Here is a 20,239-nt window from a genome sequence, read left to right as displayed (position 1 = left end):
ATGGCAAAAAGAACAGAGCAGAAGCAATATATTAAAATAAGAGGTGCAAATGAGCATAATTTGAAAAATATAGATGTGGATATTCCAAGAAATGAGCTGGTTGTATTGACTGGACTTAGTGGTTCGGGAAAATCCTCTCTTGCTTTTGACACAATTTATGCAGAGGGACAAAGAAGATATATGGAATCTTTGTCATCCTATGCAAGACAATTTTTAGGACAGATGGAAAAGCCAAATGTGGAAAGCATAGAAGGACTTTCCCCAGCAATTTCTATTGATCAAAAGTCGACAAATCGAAATCCACGTTCTACAGTTGGAACAGTTACAGAAATTTATGATTATTTTAGGCTTCTTTATGCTAGAGTAGGGATTCCGCATTGCTACAAATGTGGAAAAGAAATTAAAAAACAGACGGTAGACCAAATGGTAGATCAGATTCTCGAACTACCTGAAGGAACAAAAATACAGTTACTTGCGCCGGTTGTGCGTGGGAGAAAAGGACGGCATGAGAAATTATTTGAACGTGCGAAACGAAGTGGTTATGTGCGAGTTCGTGTAGATGGAAATTTATACGAATTGACGGAAGAAATTTCCTTAGATAAAAATATTAAACATAATATAGAGATTATTGTGGATAGATTAATTGTTAGACCGGGGATAGAAAAAAGATTGACAGACTCAGTAGAAAGTGTACTTGCACTGGCGGAAGGATTATTGACGGTAGATGTAATCGGAGGAGAAGAAATACATTTTAGCCAAAGCTTTTCATGTGCAGATTGTGGAATTAGTATAGAAGAAATTGAACCGAGAAGCTTTTCGTTTAATAATCCATTTGGTGCATGTCCGGTTTGTTACGGATTAGGATATAAAATGGAATTTGACGTAGACTTAATGATACCAGATAAAACGCTTAGCATTAATGAAGGGGCAATTACGGTTATTGGATGGCAGTCATGCACGGATAAAGGAAGCTATACAAGAGCTATATTAGAAGCACTTTCGAAAGAATATAATTTTTCTCTTGATACACCATTTCAAGAGTATTCAAAAGAAATACAAGATATTTTGATTCGAGGAACAAATGGTAAAGAAGTGAAAGTGTATTATAAAGGGCAACGAGGAGAAGGAATTTACGATGTAGCTTTTGAAGGGATTATAAAGAATGTAGAAAGACGCTACAGAGAAACTGGTTCAGATGCAATGAAAGCAGAGTATGAGTCGTTTATGAGAATTACACCATGTCATGAATGCGGAGGACAACGATTAAAGAAAAGTGCATTGGCTGTTACAGTAGGAGGAAAAAATATTGCAGAAGTAACAAATCTTTCTATAGGAAAACTGCAAGAATTTTTGGATACACTAGAGCTAACACCGACACAAGAATTGATTGGCGGGCAGATATTGAAAGAAATTAAGGCAAGAACAGGATTCCTTATGGATGTAGGTCTTGATTATCTTACGCTTGCGAGAGCAACAGGAACTCTTTCTGGAGGAGAAGCGCAGCGTATCCGATTGGCAACTCAAATTGGTTCAGGATTAGTTGGGGTGGCATATATTTTAGATGAACCAAGTATTGGACTTCATCAACGGGATAATGATAAATTGTTGAAAACTTTGAAACATTTAAGAGATTTGGGGAATACTCTCATTGTGGTGGAACATGATGAGGATACAATGTTAGAAGCAGACTATATTGTGGATATTGGACCCAAAGCAGGTGAACACGGCGGTGAAGTTGTAGCTGTGGGAACAGCAAAACAGATTATGAAAAATAAAAATTCCATTACCGGAGCATATCTAAGTGGAAGAATTAAAATTCCTGTTCCAGAACAGAGAAAGCAACCTACGGGATTTTTAAAAATTGTAGGGGCAAGAGAAAATAACTTGAAAAATATCAATGTAGATATTCCACTCGGAGTATTAACTTGCGTTACAGGGGTGTCTGGTTCGGGAAAAAGTTCATTGATTAATGAAATATTATACAAAAAATTAGCAAAAGAACTGAATAAAGCAAGGACAATTCCAGGGAAGCATGACAAAATAGAAGGAATAGAACAGTTAGATAAAGTAATTGATATTGATCAATCTCCAATAGGAAGAACACCTCGTTCTAATCCAGCCACATATACGGGTGTTTTTGATTTGATTCGTGATCTATTTGCGGCAACAGCAGATGCGAAAGCACGTGGATATAAAAAAGGAAGATTTAGTTTTAATGTAAAAGGCGGAAGGTGTGAAGCTTGTAGTGGAGATGGAATTTTGAAAATAGAAATGCATTTTTTACCGGATGTATATGTGCCGTGCGAAGTGTGCGGTGGAAAACGCTATAACAGAGAAACATTGGAAGTGAAGTATAAAGGAAAAAGTATTTATGATGTATTAAATATGACTGTAGAAGAAGCAATGCACTTTTTTGAAAACGTTCCTTCAATAAGAAGAAAAATGGAGACACTTTACGATGTTGGGCTATCTTATGTTCGTTTAGGACAACCTTCCACTACACTTTCAGGAGGAGAGGCACAAAGAATTAAGTTGGCAACTGAATTGAGTAAAAGAAGTACAGGAAAAACGATTTATATTTTGGATGAGCCAACTACGGGGTTACATTTTGCAGATGTACACAAATTGACGGAGATTTTGAGAAGATTAGCTGAAGACGGAAATACAGTGGTTGTTATTGAACATAACTTAGATGTGATCAAAACTGCAGATTATATTATTGATATTGGTTTAGAAGGAGGGGACAGAGGAGGAACTGTTGTTGCAACAGGAACACCAGAAGAAATTGCTAAAAATCCAAGTTCATACACAGGTAGATATATTGATGCAATCCTTAAGAAAAACTAAAAATAAAAAAAAGTCTTTCCATTTATTACAATTTTGATTATAATAAGGGATATATGTGATGATTAGTGTCAACAAGTACAAATGATGTAAGAATAGATGAGTTTTGGAAAGGAGAATTTAGATGTCAATAGATATCGGTATCGATTTGGGAACCGCGAGTATTCTCGTGTATGTAAAAGGAAAAGGTGTAGTTTTGAAAGAACCATCTGTAGTGGCATTTGATAGAGATACAAATGTAATCAAGGCAATTGGAGAGGAAGCACGATTAATGCTTGGAAGAACTCCTGGGAACATTGTTGCGGTAAGACCACTTAGAAAAGGGGTTATTTCTGATTATACAGTTACAGAGAAAATGATTAAATACTTCGTTCAGAAGGCTATGGGAAAACGTACATTTAAAAAACCACGTATTAGTATCTGCGTTCCAAGTGGAGTAACAGAAGTAGAAAAGAAAGCAGTAGAAGAGGCAACTTTTGCAGCAGGAGCAAGAGAAGTACATTTGATTGAAGAACCAGTAGCAGCAGCAATTGGAGCCGGAATTGATATTGCAAAACCATGTGGAAATATGATTGTAGACGTAGGAGGAGGTACTGCAGATATTGCAGTTATTTCTCTTGGAGGTACAGTTGTAAATACATCAATTAAAATAGCTGGAGATGATTTTGATGAAGCAATCGTTCGTTATATGCGTAAAAAGCATAATCTTTTGATTGGAGAACGTACAGCAGAAGATATCAAAATCAAAATCGGAACAACTTATCCATTGGTAGAAGATGAGACAATGGAAGTAAGAGGACGTAATCTTGTGACAGGACTTCCAAAGACAGTAACAGTTACATCGTCAGAAACAGAGGAAGCTCTTCGTGAAACAACAGGACAGATTGTAGAAGCTGTTATTGGTGTGCTCGAGAGAACTCCACCTGAGTTGTCAGCAGATATTTTAGATAGAGGTATTGTTCTTACTGGTGGTGGTTCAATGCTTCGAGGCTTGGAAGAGCTTATTGAAGAAAGAACAGGAATTAATACGATGACGGCTGAAGATCCAATGAAAGTAGTTGCTATTGGAACAGGACAGTTCGTTGAATTTATGAGTGGCAAAAAAGATGCGTAAATAGAGAGGGCGAGGGATTCATCCCTCGCTTTTTTGGTGGGGTAGAAAAGGAGGAACTACAAAGTGGAAGTTGTTACAGGGTATGTGGAACATATTGTTTTTCGCAACGAGGATAACGGCTATACGGTTTTTCAATTTAATGCAGAAGATGGGGATTTAACTTGTGTTGGGAATTTTCATTATATTAGTGAAGGAGAAATGTTAGAATTAAGTGGGGAATATGTAACCCATAAAGTATATGGTGTACAGTTACAAGTTCTTTCACATAAGGCAAAAGAACCTGAAGATTTATTTTCTATTGAAAGATATCTTGGTTCAGGTGCTATAAAAGGATTAGGAAGTGCTTTGGCGGGACGAATTGTGAGAAGATTTAAGGGAGATACAATTCGCATTATTGAGGAAGAACCAGAAAGATTAGCAGAAATAAAAGGAATCAGCGAAAGAAAAGCAAGAGAAATTGCAGAGCAAGTGGAAGGAAAAAAGGATATAAGAAATGCCATGATTTATTTGCAAAAATATGGGATTTCGACTGTGCTTGCAGCAAAAATTTATAAAAAATATAAAGATAGCGTATATCGAGTTTTAGAAGAAAATCCATATCAATTGGCAGATGATATACAAGGAATAGGCTTTAAGACAGCAGATGAGATTGCTTTACGGATAGGAATTCATACAGATTCAGATTTTCGAATTCGTAGTGGAATTTTTTATGCATTAATTCAAAGTGTGTCAGATGGGCATGTTTATCTTCCGAAAGAAGAATTGTTGAAAAAATCTGGAGAAATTTTAGAAGTAGATATAGAAGACATAGAAAAATATCTAATGGATTTATCTATAGAAAAGAAAGTTGTTTTAAAGGAAAAAGAAGGAAGTATTCGTGTATATCCGTCAAGTTATTATTATATGGAATTGAATACAGCTAAAATGTTGCATGATTTAAATATTCACGAAGAAATTTCGGAGAGTATGGTGGAAAGACGTTTGCATAAAATCGAGGATAATACAGGAATGATTTTAGATGAAATGCAAAGGAAAGCTGTTATTGAGGCGACAAAGCATGGGATTTTAATTGTGACTGGAGGACCTGGAACGGGGAAAACGACAACAATTAATGCGATGATTCACTACTTTGAAAGTGAAGGACTAGACATTACGTTAGCAGCTCCGACAGGGAGAGCAGCGAAGAGAATGACAGAAGCAACAGGATATGAAGCTCAAACGATTCACCGTCTATTGGAAGTGAATGGAAATCCAGAGGATAGTGAAAAAAGGGTAGGATTTGGAAGAAATGAGGAAAATCCGTTAGAAACAGATGTGATTATTATTGATGAAGTTTCTATGGTGGATTTGACATTGATGTATGCACTTCTTTGTGCAGTTACTGTTGGTACAAGAATTATTTTTGTAGGAGATGGAAATCAATTACAATCAGTGGGAGCGGGAAATGTTTTGAAAGACATGATATTGTCAGGGTGTTTTCCGGTTGTGCGTTTAACTAAAATTTTTAGGCAGGCAACAGAAAGTGATATTGTTATGAATGCACATAAAATCAATAGAGGAGAAAAAGTTGTACTGAACAATAAAAGTCGCGACTTCTTTTTTCTAAAACGTCAAGATGCCAATGCAATTATTAGTGTGATAATCACTTTATTGCAAAAAAAGATGCCAAAATATGTAGATGCCCAACCTTATGACATACAAGTGTTAACTCCAATGAAAAAAGGTCTTTTGGGTGTAGAACGACTTAATAAAATTTTGCAACAATATATGAATCCACCCGATCGGAAAAAGGCTGAGAAAGAATATGGGGAAAAACTTTTTCGCGAAGGGGATAAAGTGATGCAAATCAAAAATAATTATCAACTAGAGTGGGAAATTTCTACAAAATTTGGTCTTGTTGTGGATAAAGGTGTTGGTGTGTTTAATGGAGATATGGGAATTATTACAGAGATTAATACATATAACGAAACATTAGAAGTGGAATATGATGAAAAAAGGAAAGTAACCTATTCATTTCAGTTATTGGACGAACTAGAGTTGGCATATGCTATCACGATCCATAAATCTCAAGGAAGCGAATACCCAGCAGTAATTATTCCACTTCTGCAAGGACCGAGACAGTTATATCATCGAAATTTGCTTTATACTGCGGTTACAAGGGCAAAAAAATGTGTTACGTTAGTGGGAAGTGACAGCACATTTTATGGAATGATAGAAAATACGAATGAGCAAAATAGGCATACGAGTTTAGCAGAACGTATTCAAGAGTTTATGTAGTAGTAGAGTCGATAGAAAAAATGATAAAAAAATTACTGGAATGGTTATATCCATCTGTATGCATTTTCTGTGGAAAAATTTGTGAAAGCGGGATATGTGAGGAATGCAGAAAAAAAGTTGAAGTAATCGAAGAACCGAGATGCAAGAAATGTGGAAAACCAATTCGGCGAGAGGAAGCGGAATTTTGTTATGATTGTGATAAAGAAGAATTGTGTTATGAACAAGGAAGAAGTTTGTGGTTACATAAAGTTCCAGTAAGCAACTCGATTTATAGTTTCAAGTATAAAAATAGAAGAGTGTATGGAGAAGTTTATGCCAAAGAAATGGTGAAAAAGTTTGGTGCGTTAATTCGTTTATGGAAAATAGAGGTTATTGTTCCAGTTCCGTTGCATAGAAAAAAACAGAAAAAACGAGGATATAATCAAGCGGAGATTTTAGCAAAGGAAATTGGTGTACGTGTAGGTATTCCAGTAAATACAATGATGGTTAAGAGAAAAATAAATACAGTACCGCAGAAAGAGTTTACAAGAAAAGAGCGCAAGAAAAATCTGAAAGATGCTTTTGAAGTAACGGAAAATATTAAAGAGAAACGAGTACTCATTATCGATGATATATATACAACAGGTAGTACAATTCACGCAATGAGTAATGAATTAAAAAAGGCGGGTGTGGAAAAAACGTACTTCCTAACTATAAGTATTGGACAAGGATTATGATTAATGCTATACTAAACCATAATGCCATAGAAAGAAAAAGAGTATTGAGGTGATGGAATGTTAAATGAAAAGCGAGTGAAACTCATGACTCAGATGGCAATGTATGAAGCGAGAGACGGAGAGAGGGATTTTAAAATAAGCGGATATTATCAGAAAGATTATATAAGTCTATATACATGGATTACAGTTATATGGACAACGATAGGATACGCGATGATTACGGGAGCCCTTCTTCTAGTCTTTTTAGATGAGATTTTTACGAATCCTAGTTTGTTTCGATTTTTGATACTGGGAGGTGTCGTGCTTGCTGGATACATTGCAATAGTTGTTATATCAATCATTGTAGCACGTAATTTTTATAGAAAAAAACATGTGGATGCAAGAAAACGTGTGAAGAAATTCAACCGCGAATTACTTCAATTGTCCAAGATGTATGAAAAGGAGATAAGATAGATGAGTAGATTATTGGAGTGGAAGGAAAAACTACAATTACTGTACGCTGAATATTCAACATACATAGATAAAGTAATTAGGTTTGTTTTGGCACTGATATGTTTCTTGTCAATTAGCGGCAATATTGGTTTTATGGAAAAGTTGGCAAAGCCGATTGTTTCTATTGTAATGGCAGTTGCGTGTGCGTTTCTTCCAATGATTGTTACAGTGATTGCTGCAGCAGGACTTATGCTTGCGCATATGTTTGCTTTGTCTGAGGGAATTGCAATGATTGTTGCAGGAATTATTATATTAATGTTTATTTTTTATTTTCGATTCACCCCGAAGAAAGCAATTATTTTATTATTAACACCAATTGCGTTTGCGTTTAAGGTTCCAATGCTTATACCGATTGCTTATGGATTAGCTGGAACACCGATTTATATTGTGCCTGTTATTTGTGGAACAATAGTTTATTTTATGATTAAATTTGCAAAGACTTTTTCTACAACCATTACAGGAACCAATGAAGGTGGAATGATGTCGGCTATAGGAACGTTTGCAAAACAAATTTTTCAAAATAAGGAACTTTGGTCGGTGATAATTGCAATAGTAATATGTTTTCTCATTGTGTATGCAATACGTAGAAAATCAATCAATCGTGCTTGGGAAATTGCTATTATTTCTGGAACAGTTGCGTACATTATTACAATGGTAATTGCAGGCGTTACAGTGGATACAGATGTGCAGTATGGTACATTGATTGTAGGAAGTGTAGTATCTGTAGTGATTGGTTTTATTTTGGAATTAATGCTGTTTTCAGTAGATTATGCGAGAACAGAGTATTTACAGTTTGAAGATGATGAATACTATTATTATGTAAAAGCATTGCCGAAAGTTTCTGTTTCTGTGCCAGAAAAACAAGTGAAGAGAATTAATAGACGTCAAGAAACAGATATGACGGAAAATAAAGGTGCGACAGGAAGATTGCAGTTAACTGGAGAAGCAGATATAGATAAGATTATTGAGCAGGAATTGATGAAAAAATAAAATTCCGGCAACTATGAAAAAGATTACAAAGGGGAGGTGACGAGATGAAAGAATGGATAGCACAGTTAGTCAATGAATATTTTGCCTATGTACCACATATAACGATAACCGATATTGTTGAAATGATTATTATTGCTTTTATCGTGTATGAAATAGCTCTTTGGATTAAAAATACAAAGGCGTGGATGTTGTTAAAAGGTTTGCTTGTGCTTGCCGTATTCATTTCTGTCGCTGCAATATTTCAGATGAACACAATATTGTGGCTTGTGAAAAATTCCATAGGAGTTTTAGCAACGGTTATGGTTGTGGTCTTTCAGCCAGAACTTAGAAGAGCGCTTGAAAAATTAGGGGAGAGAAATTTATTGAGTGCAGTTGTTCCGTTTGATAAATCGAAAGAAAAAGAAAAGTTCAGTAAGGAAACAGTAGAAGGAATTGTAACGGCAACATTTGAAATGGCTAAGGTGAAAACAGGTGCATTAATTGTTGTGGAAAATGCGATTCAATTGACAGAATATGAGCGAACAGGTATACGTTTGGACAGCGTTATTTCTAGTCAGCTTTTGATTAATATTTTTGAACACAACACCCCACTCCATGATGGTGCGATTATTATAAGAGGAGATAGAATTGTGGCAGCAACTTGCTATTTGCCACTTTCAGACAACCGTAATTTAAGCAAAGATTTGGGAACGAGACATCGAGCAGCCGTAGGAATGAGCGAAGTGAGTGATTCGTTGATTATTGTTGTTTCTGAGGAAACGGGAGCGGTATCGTATGCACAAGGGGGAAGAATAGTACGCCATGTAAATGAAAGACAACTTAGAGAAAAATTAAATCAAATTAGTAGAAAATCGGTTGAAGAGAAAAAACGAGGTTTGGCTAGATTGTGGAAAGGAAGGGAAAAAGATGAAAGAAAGATTGAAAAATAATTTCGGTCTGAAGGTTTTGTCACTTCTTTTTGCGATTGTATTATGGCTTTTGGTTGTTAATATTGATGATCCAATCGGAGAAGTTACATTTAGAAATATTCCGGTAAAAGTATTGCATGAAGAAATTTTTACATCTAAATCTAGCACATACACTATTGTGGATGATAGGGATACAGTTTCAGTAACGGTGAGTGCAAGACGTAAAGTGCTTTCGCGTATAAAATCTTCCGATATCATTGTAACGGCCGATATTAAAGATAGAGTTACAAATTCTTTGACCGAGGCAACATTGCCTACAGAAGTAAAAATTGTCGGATTTGAAGGAGAGTATCAAGATGCTTATACAACTCCTAAAAATCTTAATATTGAAATAGAAGCAAGTACGACGAAAAAATTTCCTGTTAGTGTGACTACAATTGGAACACCAAGAGATGGGAATGTTATTGGAAGTGTGATGGCAAATCCTGAATTTATTACATTGGCTGGTGGAGAGTCGCAGATTAATCGCGTGAAGAAAGTTGTGGCAAAAGCAGATGTGTCTGGAATTTCTTCTAGCGGACAAGTAAATGCAGAATTGATTTTATACGATGAAAATGAAAAAGTGATAGACCAAGCTCTTTTCGATAATAATTTAGGAAAAGAGGGCGTAAAAGTTGATGTTCAAATATTAAAGACGAAGGAAGTTCCATTGCGATTTGATATGTCTTCTATAAGTACAGCTTCAGGATATACTCTTGGCAATATTTTTTATGAGCCGAAGAAGATTCTTATAGCTGGGGAAGAAGATGTTATTAAAAAGTTAGATGCAATTGATATTCCAGCACAAGCATTGAAAATGAATAATCTTTCCGAGACAACAGAAGTCAAGGTAGATGTGAGTAAGTATTTACCAAAAAAATTACAATTAGTTGATGATACAGTAGGAACGATTATCGTTACAATTTCAGTTGAAAAATATGGAACAAAAGCGTTTAGTATTCCGGCAAATAATATTATTTTAGAAAATGCATTAGCTGGTTTGAAGGCGAATATAGGAACGGTAGAAAATATAGAAATTCAGGTCAAAGGTTCAAGAGCTGCGTTAGAAAAATTGACGGAAGCACCAAAAGTGTTTGTAGATTTACAAAAATATACAACAGCTGGAACAATAACCGTTCCGTTACAAGCAGAATTGCCATTGGGATGTACACTTGTTGGGAATGTAACGGTTTCGGTGGTTCTTACAGGGCAACAAGAATAGTTACTCCAAAAGAAAGGTGAAACGAATGGTTAGTAAAATAGTGAAAATAATTAATCCAACAGGTTTACATTTAAGACCAGCTGGAATGTTCTGTAGGAAGGCAGCAGAGTTTGAGGAATGCAGAATTACATTTCATATAGGGTCTACAACAGGAAGTGCTAAAAGTGTATTGAGTGTTTTGGCTGCCTGCATTAAACAAGGAGATGAAATTGAAATTATTTGTGAAGGAAAAAATGAAGAAAAGGCATTGGAAGCAATGGCTCGCCTTGTGGAAAAAGAACTAGAAGACTAGATAGAAGAATTTGGAGAGCATTTTATAGAGAAATCTGTGGAATGCTCTTTTGAATTGTGATAAAACTATAATAAGAAATGATATTAGATAATAAAGGAAAGGGTATGAAGATGAAAAAAGCAACATTAGTTATTATGGCGGCAGGAATTGGAAGTAGATTTGGTGGAGGGATTAAACAATTAGAACCAATCGGACCGAATGGGGAAATTATTATGGATTATTCCATATATGATGCGAAAGAAGCTGGATTTAGTAAAGTTGTTTTTGTTATTCGCAAAGATTTAGAAAAAGATTTTAAAGAAGTTATTGGTAATAGAATTGAAAAAGAAATAGAAGTAGCCTATGCTTATCAAGAACTTAAAGATATTCCTGAAAGATTTCAAGAAAAATTTGCAGATAGAACAAAACCATGGGGGACAGGACAAGCTATTTTGTGCTGTAAAGAAATAGTGAAAGAACCGTTTTTGGTTATCAACGCAGATGATTATTATGGGAAGGAAGCCTATCAAGAAGCATTTCAGTACTTAACAGAAGAGAAAACAGGAAGCGAGAAAGTGCAAGCTTCTATGATTGGTTTTGTGCTAGGGAACACTTTAAGTGAAAATGGTGGTGTTACACGTGGCATCTGTCAAGTGGATGAAAATGGGATGCTAACAGATATTGTTGAAACATCAAATATTGAAAAAACAGAAGAGGGTGCTGGAATTCGGACAGAAGAAGGAATTGTTCCAGTGGATGCGTATTCTCCAGTTTCAATGAATATGTGGGGATTACATCATGACTTTTTTGGTATATTGGAAGAAGGGTTTGCGAACTTTTTAGAAAATACAGAAAAAAGTGATTTGAAAGCAGAATACCTACTTCCTACTATTATTGGAGGACTTTTGCAAGAAGGAAAAATTGATGTGAAAGTATTGAAATCACATGATAAATGGTTTGGAGTGACATATAAAGAAGATAAAGAGTTTGTAGTAATGTCAATTAAAAATCTTGTAGAACAAGGAAAGTATCCACAAAAGTTGTTTTAAGGGAAAGCGAAAATGAGAACATATTTAGTGACAGGTGGAGCAGGATTTATTGGTTCGAATTATATCCATTATATGTTTGAAAAATACGGTGATACTATTCGGATTATTAATGTTGATAAATTGACATATGCAGGAAACCTAGAAAATTTGAGAAGTATAGAAGATAGAGAAAATTATACATTTGTTAAAGCGGATATTTGTGATACGGATGTAATCAATGAGATTTTTGAGGAAAATGATATAGATAGAGTTGTGCATTTTGCTGCTGAAAGTCATGTGGATAGAAGTATTAAAAACCCAGAAGTCTTTGTAAAAACAAATGTGTTAGGAACACTTGTTATGTTAAATGCAGCAAAAGCGGCATGGGAATTAGAGGGTGGTACTTTTAAAGAAGATAAAAAGTTCCTTCATGTATCAACTGATGAAGTATATGGTTCATTAGAAAATGAAGGCGAATATTTTTATGAAACAACACCATATAATCCACATAGTCCGTATTCAGCGAGTAAGGCATCAGCAGATATGTTGGTAAAAGCTTATATGGACACATATAAATTTCCAGCTAATATCACAAATTGCAGTAACAATTATGGACCATATCAATTTCCAGAAAAACTTATTCCGTTAATCATAAATAATGCGCTACAAGGTAAAAAATTACCTGTGTACGGAGATGGAAAGAACGTTAGAGATTGGCTTTATGTTGAAGACCATGCAAAAGGAATTGATATGGTTCAGGAAAAAGGGAAACTGTTTGAAACATATAATATTGGTGGGCATAATGAAAAAAGGAATATCGAAATAATTTATATTATTTTAGATACTTTGCAGGAAATGCTTCCTGATACAGATTCTAGAAAAAAATTAATTAGTAGGGACTTGATTACTTATGTAGAAGATAGAAAAGGGCATGATAGACGTTATGCAATTGCTCCTGGTAAAATTAAAGAAGAAGTGGGATGGGAACCAGATACAATGTTTACAGAAGGAATTAAGTTGACAATCAAATGGTTTTTTGAGCATGAAGATTGGATGCGAAACGTGACAAGTGGTGAGTACAAGAAATATTATGAAGATATGTATAAATAATAACAACCAGCAGTAGAAATGAGGTACTGCTGGTTGTTTGTTGAGTTTAATAAAATGTTTTTGGTTAAATGTCAGGGCTTACTGAGATTCTGTTCTATTGTCAGATTCGAAAGAGTTTTTGCATCTTAATACACTAAAGCTTCTTTCAAATTTAGAAACAATCATTCCAGTAGGTAATTCTGTGCGATTACTGAGTCGGTTTTATGGAGATTGTGGATTTAACTGGTTTATATTTTATTTATGAAAGAATAAATATAATTTTGCCAAGAATTTTTTTGAAGATTGTTTTGTGTTCTTACATGAATGATGACTATTCCTCTTATTCTATGAAGTTTAACTGTAAATGAGATATTAATTTCATGTATCTTTTAGAGCGAGAACTAGTGCTTGATCACGCTACGTTTGTTTGACTTCGTAGTGTCTGTTCTGCTCCATATATCTGACGAAAGAATTCTTTTCGGAACAAATAGGAGTATTTAAGCAGAAGGTTCTTTTAAAGAGTTGAAGCAGGATATGTAATTTCCGAGATGTTTAAGTCGAGGTATATTAAATCTTTTCGCTGAAAGTGTTATGCTTACAATGATAAAAATGTGAACGAACTTCATAACAAGATACAAAAAGAAAAAATAGACAGACATTTATTGTTTTTATGAAAAAATCTGAAATTGTTAAAAATGTTATGGAAGAAAAAGAAGGAGACACGATTTGTTGGTAGTGGGTTTGAAATCTGATAGATTATAGAGGAATGAAATTTTCTGAGTATGGAAAAATATGTGATGAAAACTGTTTAAGGAAAGTGAAAGTAAAAGAAGCCACATACCTAAAGAATAACGATAGGGTTGAATAAATAAAAAACTGATGATATAATGAAAAGCGATATGTAAAAACAAAGATGTATGAGGAAGGAATAAATAAATGGAAAAGAGTACGTCACAATCATCGTTGTCAGATAAAGTGTTGGATTTTATGGAATGTTCTTTTAAAATAAGTTATTTGCTTTTAGCGATAACTACATTTAATTCATTTGTATTTGGAAAGCCAGTAATGTCTTTATTAGTAGCTATAACATTTGCGCTAGGAAGTATATTGATAGTTGAAAGAATAATACATTGGAAAGCATATATAGGAATGCCATATTTATTTTTATTGCTTATATTTTGTATAAGTTTTGGAATTTCGACAGTATTAAATATGGAATTTGGAGTTGTTGAGAATGCAAAATGGTTTGTATGGACAAGTTTCCAAATGCTTTTGTTATATGTAAAAAAGAAGGATGAAAAAGTAGAAAAATATCAATGGGAATTTAAATTAATATCAAAACTAATTATATATTATAGTTTTTTTGCAGCGATTGTGAGTGTTGTACTCATGTTTATGAGATATTCGAGAATTTTGATGTTTGAGTCTAATGGTCAAAGGATTATACAAGGATTTGTTTGGGGAAGATTATGGGGGGTATACACAGACCCTAATTATGGAGCGGTTATAGGTGTTATCTCTATTATTTTGTCTTTTTATTTTCTGCAAAAACAATCAAGGAAAATCAAAGTGATATATATTATAAATATTGTAGTTCAATTTTTGTATATAGTATTTTCTGATTCAAGAACAGGAAAAGTGACACTTCTTATATCTGTAGGATTTTATTTGTATACACTATTACTGAAAAAGGAAAGTGATATGAGGAAGAGCAAAAAGCGGGTTATAGATTTAGCTGTTGTTTTTTTTGTTTGTGTATTACTTGTTATTGGAATGAAGGCAGTTAGAATATCTTATAATAATGTAGTATATCCATTTATGAGTAAAAACTTTTTCGCAGAAAAAGAAGTTGATTCAGAAGAAGAAATTGAAGATGAAAAAATAGGAAGAGAAGAGGATATCAAAGCAGATCCAAGTAATCGAAGATTTTCTATTTGGAAAAGTGGAATGGAGGTATTAAAAACATCACCAATTTTTGGTACTGGATATGTTACATTTGTTCCGTATACTGAAAAAAAATTACCTGATACCTATGTGGTAAAAAATGATCATGGTGTTTTTGGAAGTATGCATAATGGATTCTTAAATGTTTTAGTATATCAAGGTGTTGTTGGATTTGTTATATTTCTTGTTTTTACAATTTGTGCGGTAGTAAAAGTATTTAGAACAATATGGAAATTGGATGGAGAACAATATAGAGTGGGAGTGACAATGCTAGCTTGTATAGCAGCAGTTGTGTGTTCTATGATGTTTTTGCTTGAAGGTACATATACGAATTCAATAGGATGCATTGTTTTGTGGTGTTATTTGGGATGGCTAATGAGATTGGTTGAGATTAAAAATAAAGATATGATTTAGAGTGGAAATTTTAGCAATTAAAATATAGTCAGTTGAGAGTTATAAAAGAAAGGAAAAGGCGATGAAAGTTTTAATAGGATTTATTATAGATGGACAAGCAGGTGGAATTGATAAATATCTATTGAATTTTGCTAAAAGTGTAAGATCTGACAAAGTGAAAATTGATTTTTTGACCAATCATAAAAATTATAAATTAGAACAAGAATTAAAAGAATGTAATTCGGATTTATATGAGGTTGCAAATTTAAAACATCCGATAAAACAATATAGACAGATATTAGAATTGTTGAAAGAAAAAGAATATGATATGACGTATTTTAATATATCTACTGCAATAAGTATTATAGGACCATATGTAGCGTACAAAGCAGGAATACCTAAAAGAGCTATACATAGTCATTCTAGTGGAAACGATTGTGAATGTTTTTGGAAAAGGAAGTTATTAGATTGTGTGCATAATTTTGCTAAGTTATTTCTCTATAGGTATGCTAATCAATATTATGGTTGTTCAAAAGCAGCGGGATACTGGCTATTTCCTTCTGAAGTGGTGGATTCTTCTGCATTTAAGATGATATATAATGCAGTAGATCTAGATAAATTTAAATTTGACAAAGAGTTAAGAGAACGTTTGAGGAAAAAATATAATTTGGAGGAATGTTTAGTCTTAGGCCATATAGGGAATTTTGTTTATCAAAAAAATCATACATATCTGATTAGAATATTTGATGCGTTAGTTAAGAAAGAACCATCAGCACGACTTCTTTTGATAGGCGAAGGAAAGAATTACGATAAAATAAAAGAAATGGTAAAACAGTGGAAATTAATGGATAAAATTTTTTTCTTAGGCTGGCGCAGTGATGTGAGTGAATTGTATCAAATGATGGATATGTTTTTATTACCATCTAATTTTGAAGGATTGCCTATAGTAGGGGTAGAAGCTCAAGGAACAGGATTGAAATGTATTTTTAGTAATAAAATAACGGATGAGGTAAAATTAACAAAAGAGGCTAGATTTTTGCCAATTAATAAATCGGTAGATGTTTGGGTTAGATGTATACAACAAGAAAAAGAATATTCTAGGGAAGATAATGTGTTACAAGGATGCAAATCTTGCTATGATTTAAAAAAACAAGAGGAAAATTATAAGTCTATCATTGGAGAAGAATAGAAATGGAGAGAAATATGTCTATAGTAAGTGTAATTGTTCCAGTTTATAAAGTTGAGAATTATTTAGATAAGTGTATAACAAGTATTCAACAACAAACTTGTTCGGATATAGAGATTATACTTGTAGATGATGGATCGCCAGATAAATGTGGAATAATGTGTGATGTGTATGCGGATAAAGATTCGAGAATTGTTACTATTCATAAAAAAAATGGTGGATTAAGTGACGCGAGAAATGAAGGAATAGAAAAAGCTACAGGAAAATATTTACTATTTGTAGATAGTGATGATTGGATAGACGAAAAATTAATTGAGAGGACAGTAGAAGTGGCAGAAAAGAATCGAGCAGATGTTGTTATGTTCGATTATATGAGTGTGGATGAAGAAACAAATGCAACAAAAACTTTTTCAATGCCTTTTGAAGAAAATACAGTGCTATCAGCTACAAAAGAACCTCGACTTATAAGTAAATCATGTAGTGCTTGCAACAAGTTATTTCGTAAAGAATTTTGGGAGAGAAATAATTTGAAATTTCCAGTTGAGAAACATTATGAAGATTTAGGGACGATCCCCAAATTGTTGGGAGTTGCAAGCAAGGTGGTGTATTTGAAAGAAACTTTGTATTTTTATTTACAGAGAGGTGGTTCAATTATGCATAGTACAGATTTTTTTAGGAATTATAAAGACCGAACAGAAATGTTGGATAGTGTACTTTTGTTTTATAAAGAAAAAGGGTTATTTGAAAAATATAGAAAAGAATTAGAGTATCTTGTTTTTGAAAATGGATATTTTATTCCATCAAAAGAAATTGTGCTTAATGATAGAAAAAACCCTTGTTTGCCACAATTTAAGAAATATGTACTAGAAAAGTTTCCGTGTATTTATAAAAATCCTTATATTAAGGAGTTATCCAAAAAAGATAAAATTTTGTATAGGCTTTTGAGAATTAGAATGTATGGTGTGATGATTGCATTATCAAAATGTCGTCAGATCATGGATAAAAATGGATCGTAAAGGAAAGTGTAGATATAAAAATAAAGGAATTCGATACGTAGGCAATATAGAAGTATGTTTAATTGCTAAGTAATTGAATTCTTTTTGATTTTGTTGGACTATATGGTATAAAAAGAAATATTACAGAAATATTACAAGAGGTTACGAAAAAATCTTGTGAAAAATTGCAATATCATATATAATAAAGAGTAATATTGTGATAGGATTGGTGAGATAGGATGTATTGGATAAGGAAATTTGAGGCGACAATGTGGTTGTTAATAAAGGCTATATTATATATTTCTTTGCTAGCAATTTTTATAATTGTTTTATCGCAAGAGAATCCACCTTTGGCAAGGTTATCAAGAACAATGGGAATTGCAATAACAACATTCATCATTGTGGGAATTTTATTTTTGCGAATTTATGGGATGTATGATATAGGAAGAAGAAAAAGCAAACCCATTATTTATTCTATTAGTTTGGCAACATTTTTTACAGATGCAGTTGTGTATTTACAATTAATGATTATGAATACGATTACGCCTAGTATTTCGGCATTTAGATTGAGCAGTATAGGGGCATTGATAATAACATATATTGTGCAGATTATTATTATTGTTATATTTGCATATGCGGGAAATGCATTATTCTTCAAAATACATGATCCTGAAAGTTGTTGTATCATCACTTCTTCTCAACAAAGTTTAGATTGTATTGTTCGGGCTTTATTGCGTTTTAAAAAGCAATATAAAATTGATTATATTCTAGACTACAAGGATAGTGCAATATGGGAAACAATGGATAAAGTAAATACTGTATTTATTCAGGATGTTCCTATTGTGGAAAGAAGCAAAATCGTACAATACTGCTATAAAAATAAAATAAATATTTATTTTAATCCAGAAATAGAGGACATTGTAGAGATGAATGCCAAGTATTATCTTTTAGATGATGTCTCTGTTTTGAATGCAAATGTAAAAACTTGGACAATGGAACAGAGAATAGCAAAGAAATTGTTAGATATGGGACTTGCTATTGTGTTGGGGATTTTAACATCACCGATTTGGATTGTAAGTGCGATTGCAATTAAAGCATACGATGGAGGAAAAATTTTCTTTAAACAGAAACGTGCTACATTGAATGGACGTGTTTTTGAAGTGTATAAATTTCGTACGATGAAAGAAAATGTGGAAAATCGTTCTGTTACAGATGATGATGATCGAATTACGAAACCGGGGAAAATTTTGAGAAAGATTCGTATGGACGAGCTCCCTCAATTATTAAATATACTAAAAGGGGATATGAGTTTTGTGGGTCCGCGTCCAGAAATGCTAGAAAATGTAAATGAATATGAAAAAGAACTACCAGAATTTAGATATCGCCTTCGTGTAAAGGCTGGTTTGACTGGGTATGCACAGATCGCAGGAAAGTATAATACTACCCCAAAAGATAAACTTATTATGGATATGATGTATATAGAACAGTTTAATATATTAAAAGACATTCAATTGATTTTTCAAACATTTATTGTATTGCTAAAATCAGATAGTACAGAGGCATTTAAAACAGGTGGTAGTCAGGAATATGTTTTCCGTGCAGCAGAAAATGATGAAAAGGAGTATAAGTAATGAAGAAATATGATTATGTCATTGTAGGTGGAGGCTTGTTTGCAGGAACATTTGCTTATTTTGCAAACAAACAAGGGAAAAAGTGCTTGGTAGTGGAAAAAAGAGAAACATTAGGTGGAAATATTTATTGTGAAGATGTGGAAGGAATTCATGTGCATAAATATGGTGCGCATATTTTCCATACAAGCAATCGTAAGGTATGGAATTTCGTGAATTCATTAGTTGAATTTAACCGCTATACAAACTCGCCAATTGCAAATTATAAGGGTGAAATTTATAATATGCCATTTAATATGAATACGTTTAGTAAGATGTGGGGAGTGGCAACACCAGAAGAAGCAAAAGAAATTATTGATAGACAGCGTTCAGCAATTAGTGGAGAACCAAAAAATCTTGAAGAACAGGCTATTAGTCTTGTGGGAGAAGATATTTATAAGAAATTAATTAAGGGATACACCGAGAAGCAATGGGGAAGAGACTGTAAAGATCTTCCGTCGTTTATCATTAAAAGATTACCTGTTAGATACACTTATGACAATAATTACTTTAATGACTTATACCAAGGTATTCCTATTGGTGGTTATAATGTTTTGATTGATGCTTTATTTGAAGGTTGCGATGTAGAACTTGGTGTAGATTATAATGAAAATAAAGAGAAGTATGATGCATTAGGAGAAAAAGTGCTGTATACGGGAACATTGGATTCTCTTTATGGTTTTTGCTATGGAAAATTAGAATATAGAAGTCTTCATTTTGAATCAGAAGTGTTAAATGAAGAAAATCATCAAGGGGTGGCAGTTGTGAACTACACAGATAGAGAAACACCTTACACACGTGTGATTGAGCATAAACATTTTGAATACGGTACACAGGATAAAACGGTTATTACAAAAGAATATCCGGTAGATTGGAAAGAAGGAATGGAACCATATTATCCAATTAATGATGAGAAGAATCAAGAATTATATCAAAAGTATAGAGAAAAGGCAGATAAGGAAAACAATTTGATTTTGGGTGGACGTTTGGCAGAATACAAATATTACGATATGGACAAAGTAATTGAATCTGCATTTCAGTTAGTAGAAAAAGAGTTATCATAG

Annotated in this window: 16 protein-coding genes and 1 pseudogene; all 17 read left to right on the top strand. The window is 33.5% G+C overall.

All coding sequences use genetic code 11. The annotated features are described in order from the left end of the window. Positions 1-2,847 carry an excinuclease ABC subunit UvrA gene (uvrA, locus tag ACY2U7_RS08315; RefSeq protein ID WP_461811852.1) on the top strand — a complete coding sequence of 949 codons (2,847 nt, stop codon included), beginning with the start codon at positions 1-3 and terminating at the stop codon, positions 2,845-2,847. A gap of 121 nt (positions 2,848-2,968) precedes the next feature. Continuing rightward, entirely contained in the window at positions 2,969-3,958 is a 990-nt protein-coding gene (locus ACY2U7_RS08310) for a rod shape-determining protein (RefSeq protein ID WP_461810485.1), read from the top strand. A gap of 63 nt (positions 3,959-4,021) precedes the next feature. Beyond that, positions 4,022-6,235: an SF1B family DNA helicase RecD2 gene (recD2, locus tag ACY2U7_RS08305; RefSeq protein ID WP_461816228.1), complete on the top strand. Its 2,214-nt coding sequence runs from the start codon at positions 4,022-4,024 to the stop codon at positions 6,233-6,235. Between the two features lie 20 nt (positions 6,236-6,255). Beyond that, entirely contained in the window at positions 6,256-6,951 is a 696-nt protein-coding gene (locus ACY2U7_RS08300; RefSeq protein ID WP_461811854.1) for a ComF family protein, read from the top strand. Between the two features lie 57 nt (positions 6,952-7,008). Continuing rightward, positions 7,009-7,404, top strand: a complete 396-nt coding sequence (locus ACY2U7_RS08295) for a hypothetical protein (protein ID WP_461811855.1) — start codon at positions 7,009-7,011, stop codon at positions 7,402-7,404. Further along, positions 7,405-8,433 carry a hypothetical protein gene (locus ACY2U7_RS08290; protein ID WP_461816227.1) on the top strand — a complete coding sequence of 343 codons (1,029 nt, stop codon included), beginning with the start codon at positions 7,405-7,407 and terminating at the stop codon, positions 8,431-8,433. It abuts the gene before it with no gap. Between the two features lie 44 nt (positions 8,434-8,477). Then, positions 8,478-9,362 (top strand): diadenylate cyclase CdaA, encoded by an 885-nt coding sequence (cdaA, locus tag ACY2U7_RS08285; RefSeq protein ID WP_461811857.1) that lies wholly within the window; start codon positions 8,478-8,480, stop codon positions 9,360-9,362. Continuing rightward, positions 9,340-10,602 (top strand): CdaR family protein, encoded by a 1,263-nt coding sequence (locus tag ACY2U7_RS08280; RefSeq protein ID WP_461811858.1) that lies wholly within the window; start codon positions 9,340-9,342, stop codon positions 10,600-10,602. Before cdaA ends, ACY2U7_RS08280 begins: the two co-directional genes overlap by 23 nt. Positions 10,603-10,627: 25 nt before the next feature. Further along, positions 10,628-10,894, top strand: a complete 267-nt coding sequence (locus tag ACY2U7_RS08275) for an HPr family phosphocarrier protein (protein WP_461811859.1) — start codon at positions 10,628-10,630, stop codon at positions 10,892-10,894. Positions 10,895-11,004: 110 nt separating this feature from the next. Next, positions 11,005-11,922 carry a nucleotidyltransferase family protein gene (locus ACY2U7_RS08270; RefSeq protein ID WP_461816251.1) on the top strand — a complete coding sequence of 306 codons (918 nt, stop codon included), beginning with the start codon at positions 11,005-11,007 and terminating at the stop codon, positions 11,920-11,922. A 12-nt stretch (positions 11,923-11,934) separates the two neighbouring features. Next, a complete protein-coding gene (gene rfbB, locus ACY2U7_RS08265) occupies positions 11,935-13,011 on the top strand; it encodes a dTDP-glucose 4,6-dehydratase (protein ID WP_461816226.1) in 1,077 nt (358 codons plus the stop codon). A 97-nt stretch (positions 13,012-13,108) separates the two neighbouring features. Further along, positions 13,109-13,355, top strand: a pseudogene (locus tag ACY2U7_RS08260) (hypothetical protein); the annotation flags it as partial. 571 nt (positions 13,356-13,926) lie between these two features. Then, positions 13,927-15,348 (top strand): O-antigen ligase family protein, encoded by a 1,422-nt coding sequence (locus ACY2U7_RS08255; protein WP_461816225.1) that lies wholly within the window; start codon positions 13,927-13,929, stop codon positions 15,346-15,348. A 61-nt stretch (positions 15,349-15,409) separates the two neighbouring features. Next, positions 15,410-16,516, top strand: a complete 1,107-nt coding sequence (locus ACY2U7_RS08250) for a glycosyltransferase (protein ID WP_461816224.1) — start codon at positions 15,410-15,412, stop codon at positions 16,514-16,516. A 2-nt stretch (positions 16,517-16,518) separates the two neighbouring features. Further along, positions 16,519-17,529: a glycosyltransferase family 2 protein gene (locus tag ACY2U7_RS08245; RefSeq protein ID WP_461816223.1), complete on the top strand. Its 1,011-nt coding sequence runs from the start codon at positions 16,519-16,521 to the stop codon at positions 17,527-17,529. A gap of 329 nt (positions 17,530-17,858) precedes the next feature. Next, positions 17,859-19,139, top strand: a complete 1,281-nt coding sequence (locus ACY2U7_RS08240; protein WP_461816222.1) for a sugar transferase — start codon at positions 17,859-17,861, stop codon at positions 19,137-19,139. Beyond that, positions 19,139-20,239, top strand: coding sequence for a UDP-galactopyranose mutase (glf, locus tag ACY2U7_RS08235; protein ID WP_461816221.1), 1,101 nt, complete (start codon positions 19,139-19,141; stop codon positions 20,237-20,239). The genes ACY2U7_RS08240 and glf overlap by 1 nt, the downstream gene beginning before the upstream one ends.

The sequence above is a fragment of the Faecalimonas sp. genome, assembly GCA_029264305.1.
In the GTDB taxonomy this organism is placed as follows: Bacteria; Bacillota; Clostridia; order Lachnospirales; family Lachnospiraceae; genus Faecalimonas.
This window is presented reverse-complemented; position numbering and strand designations above follow the sequence as displayed.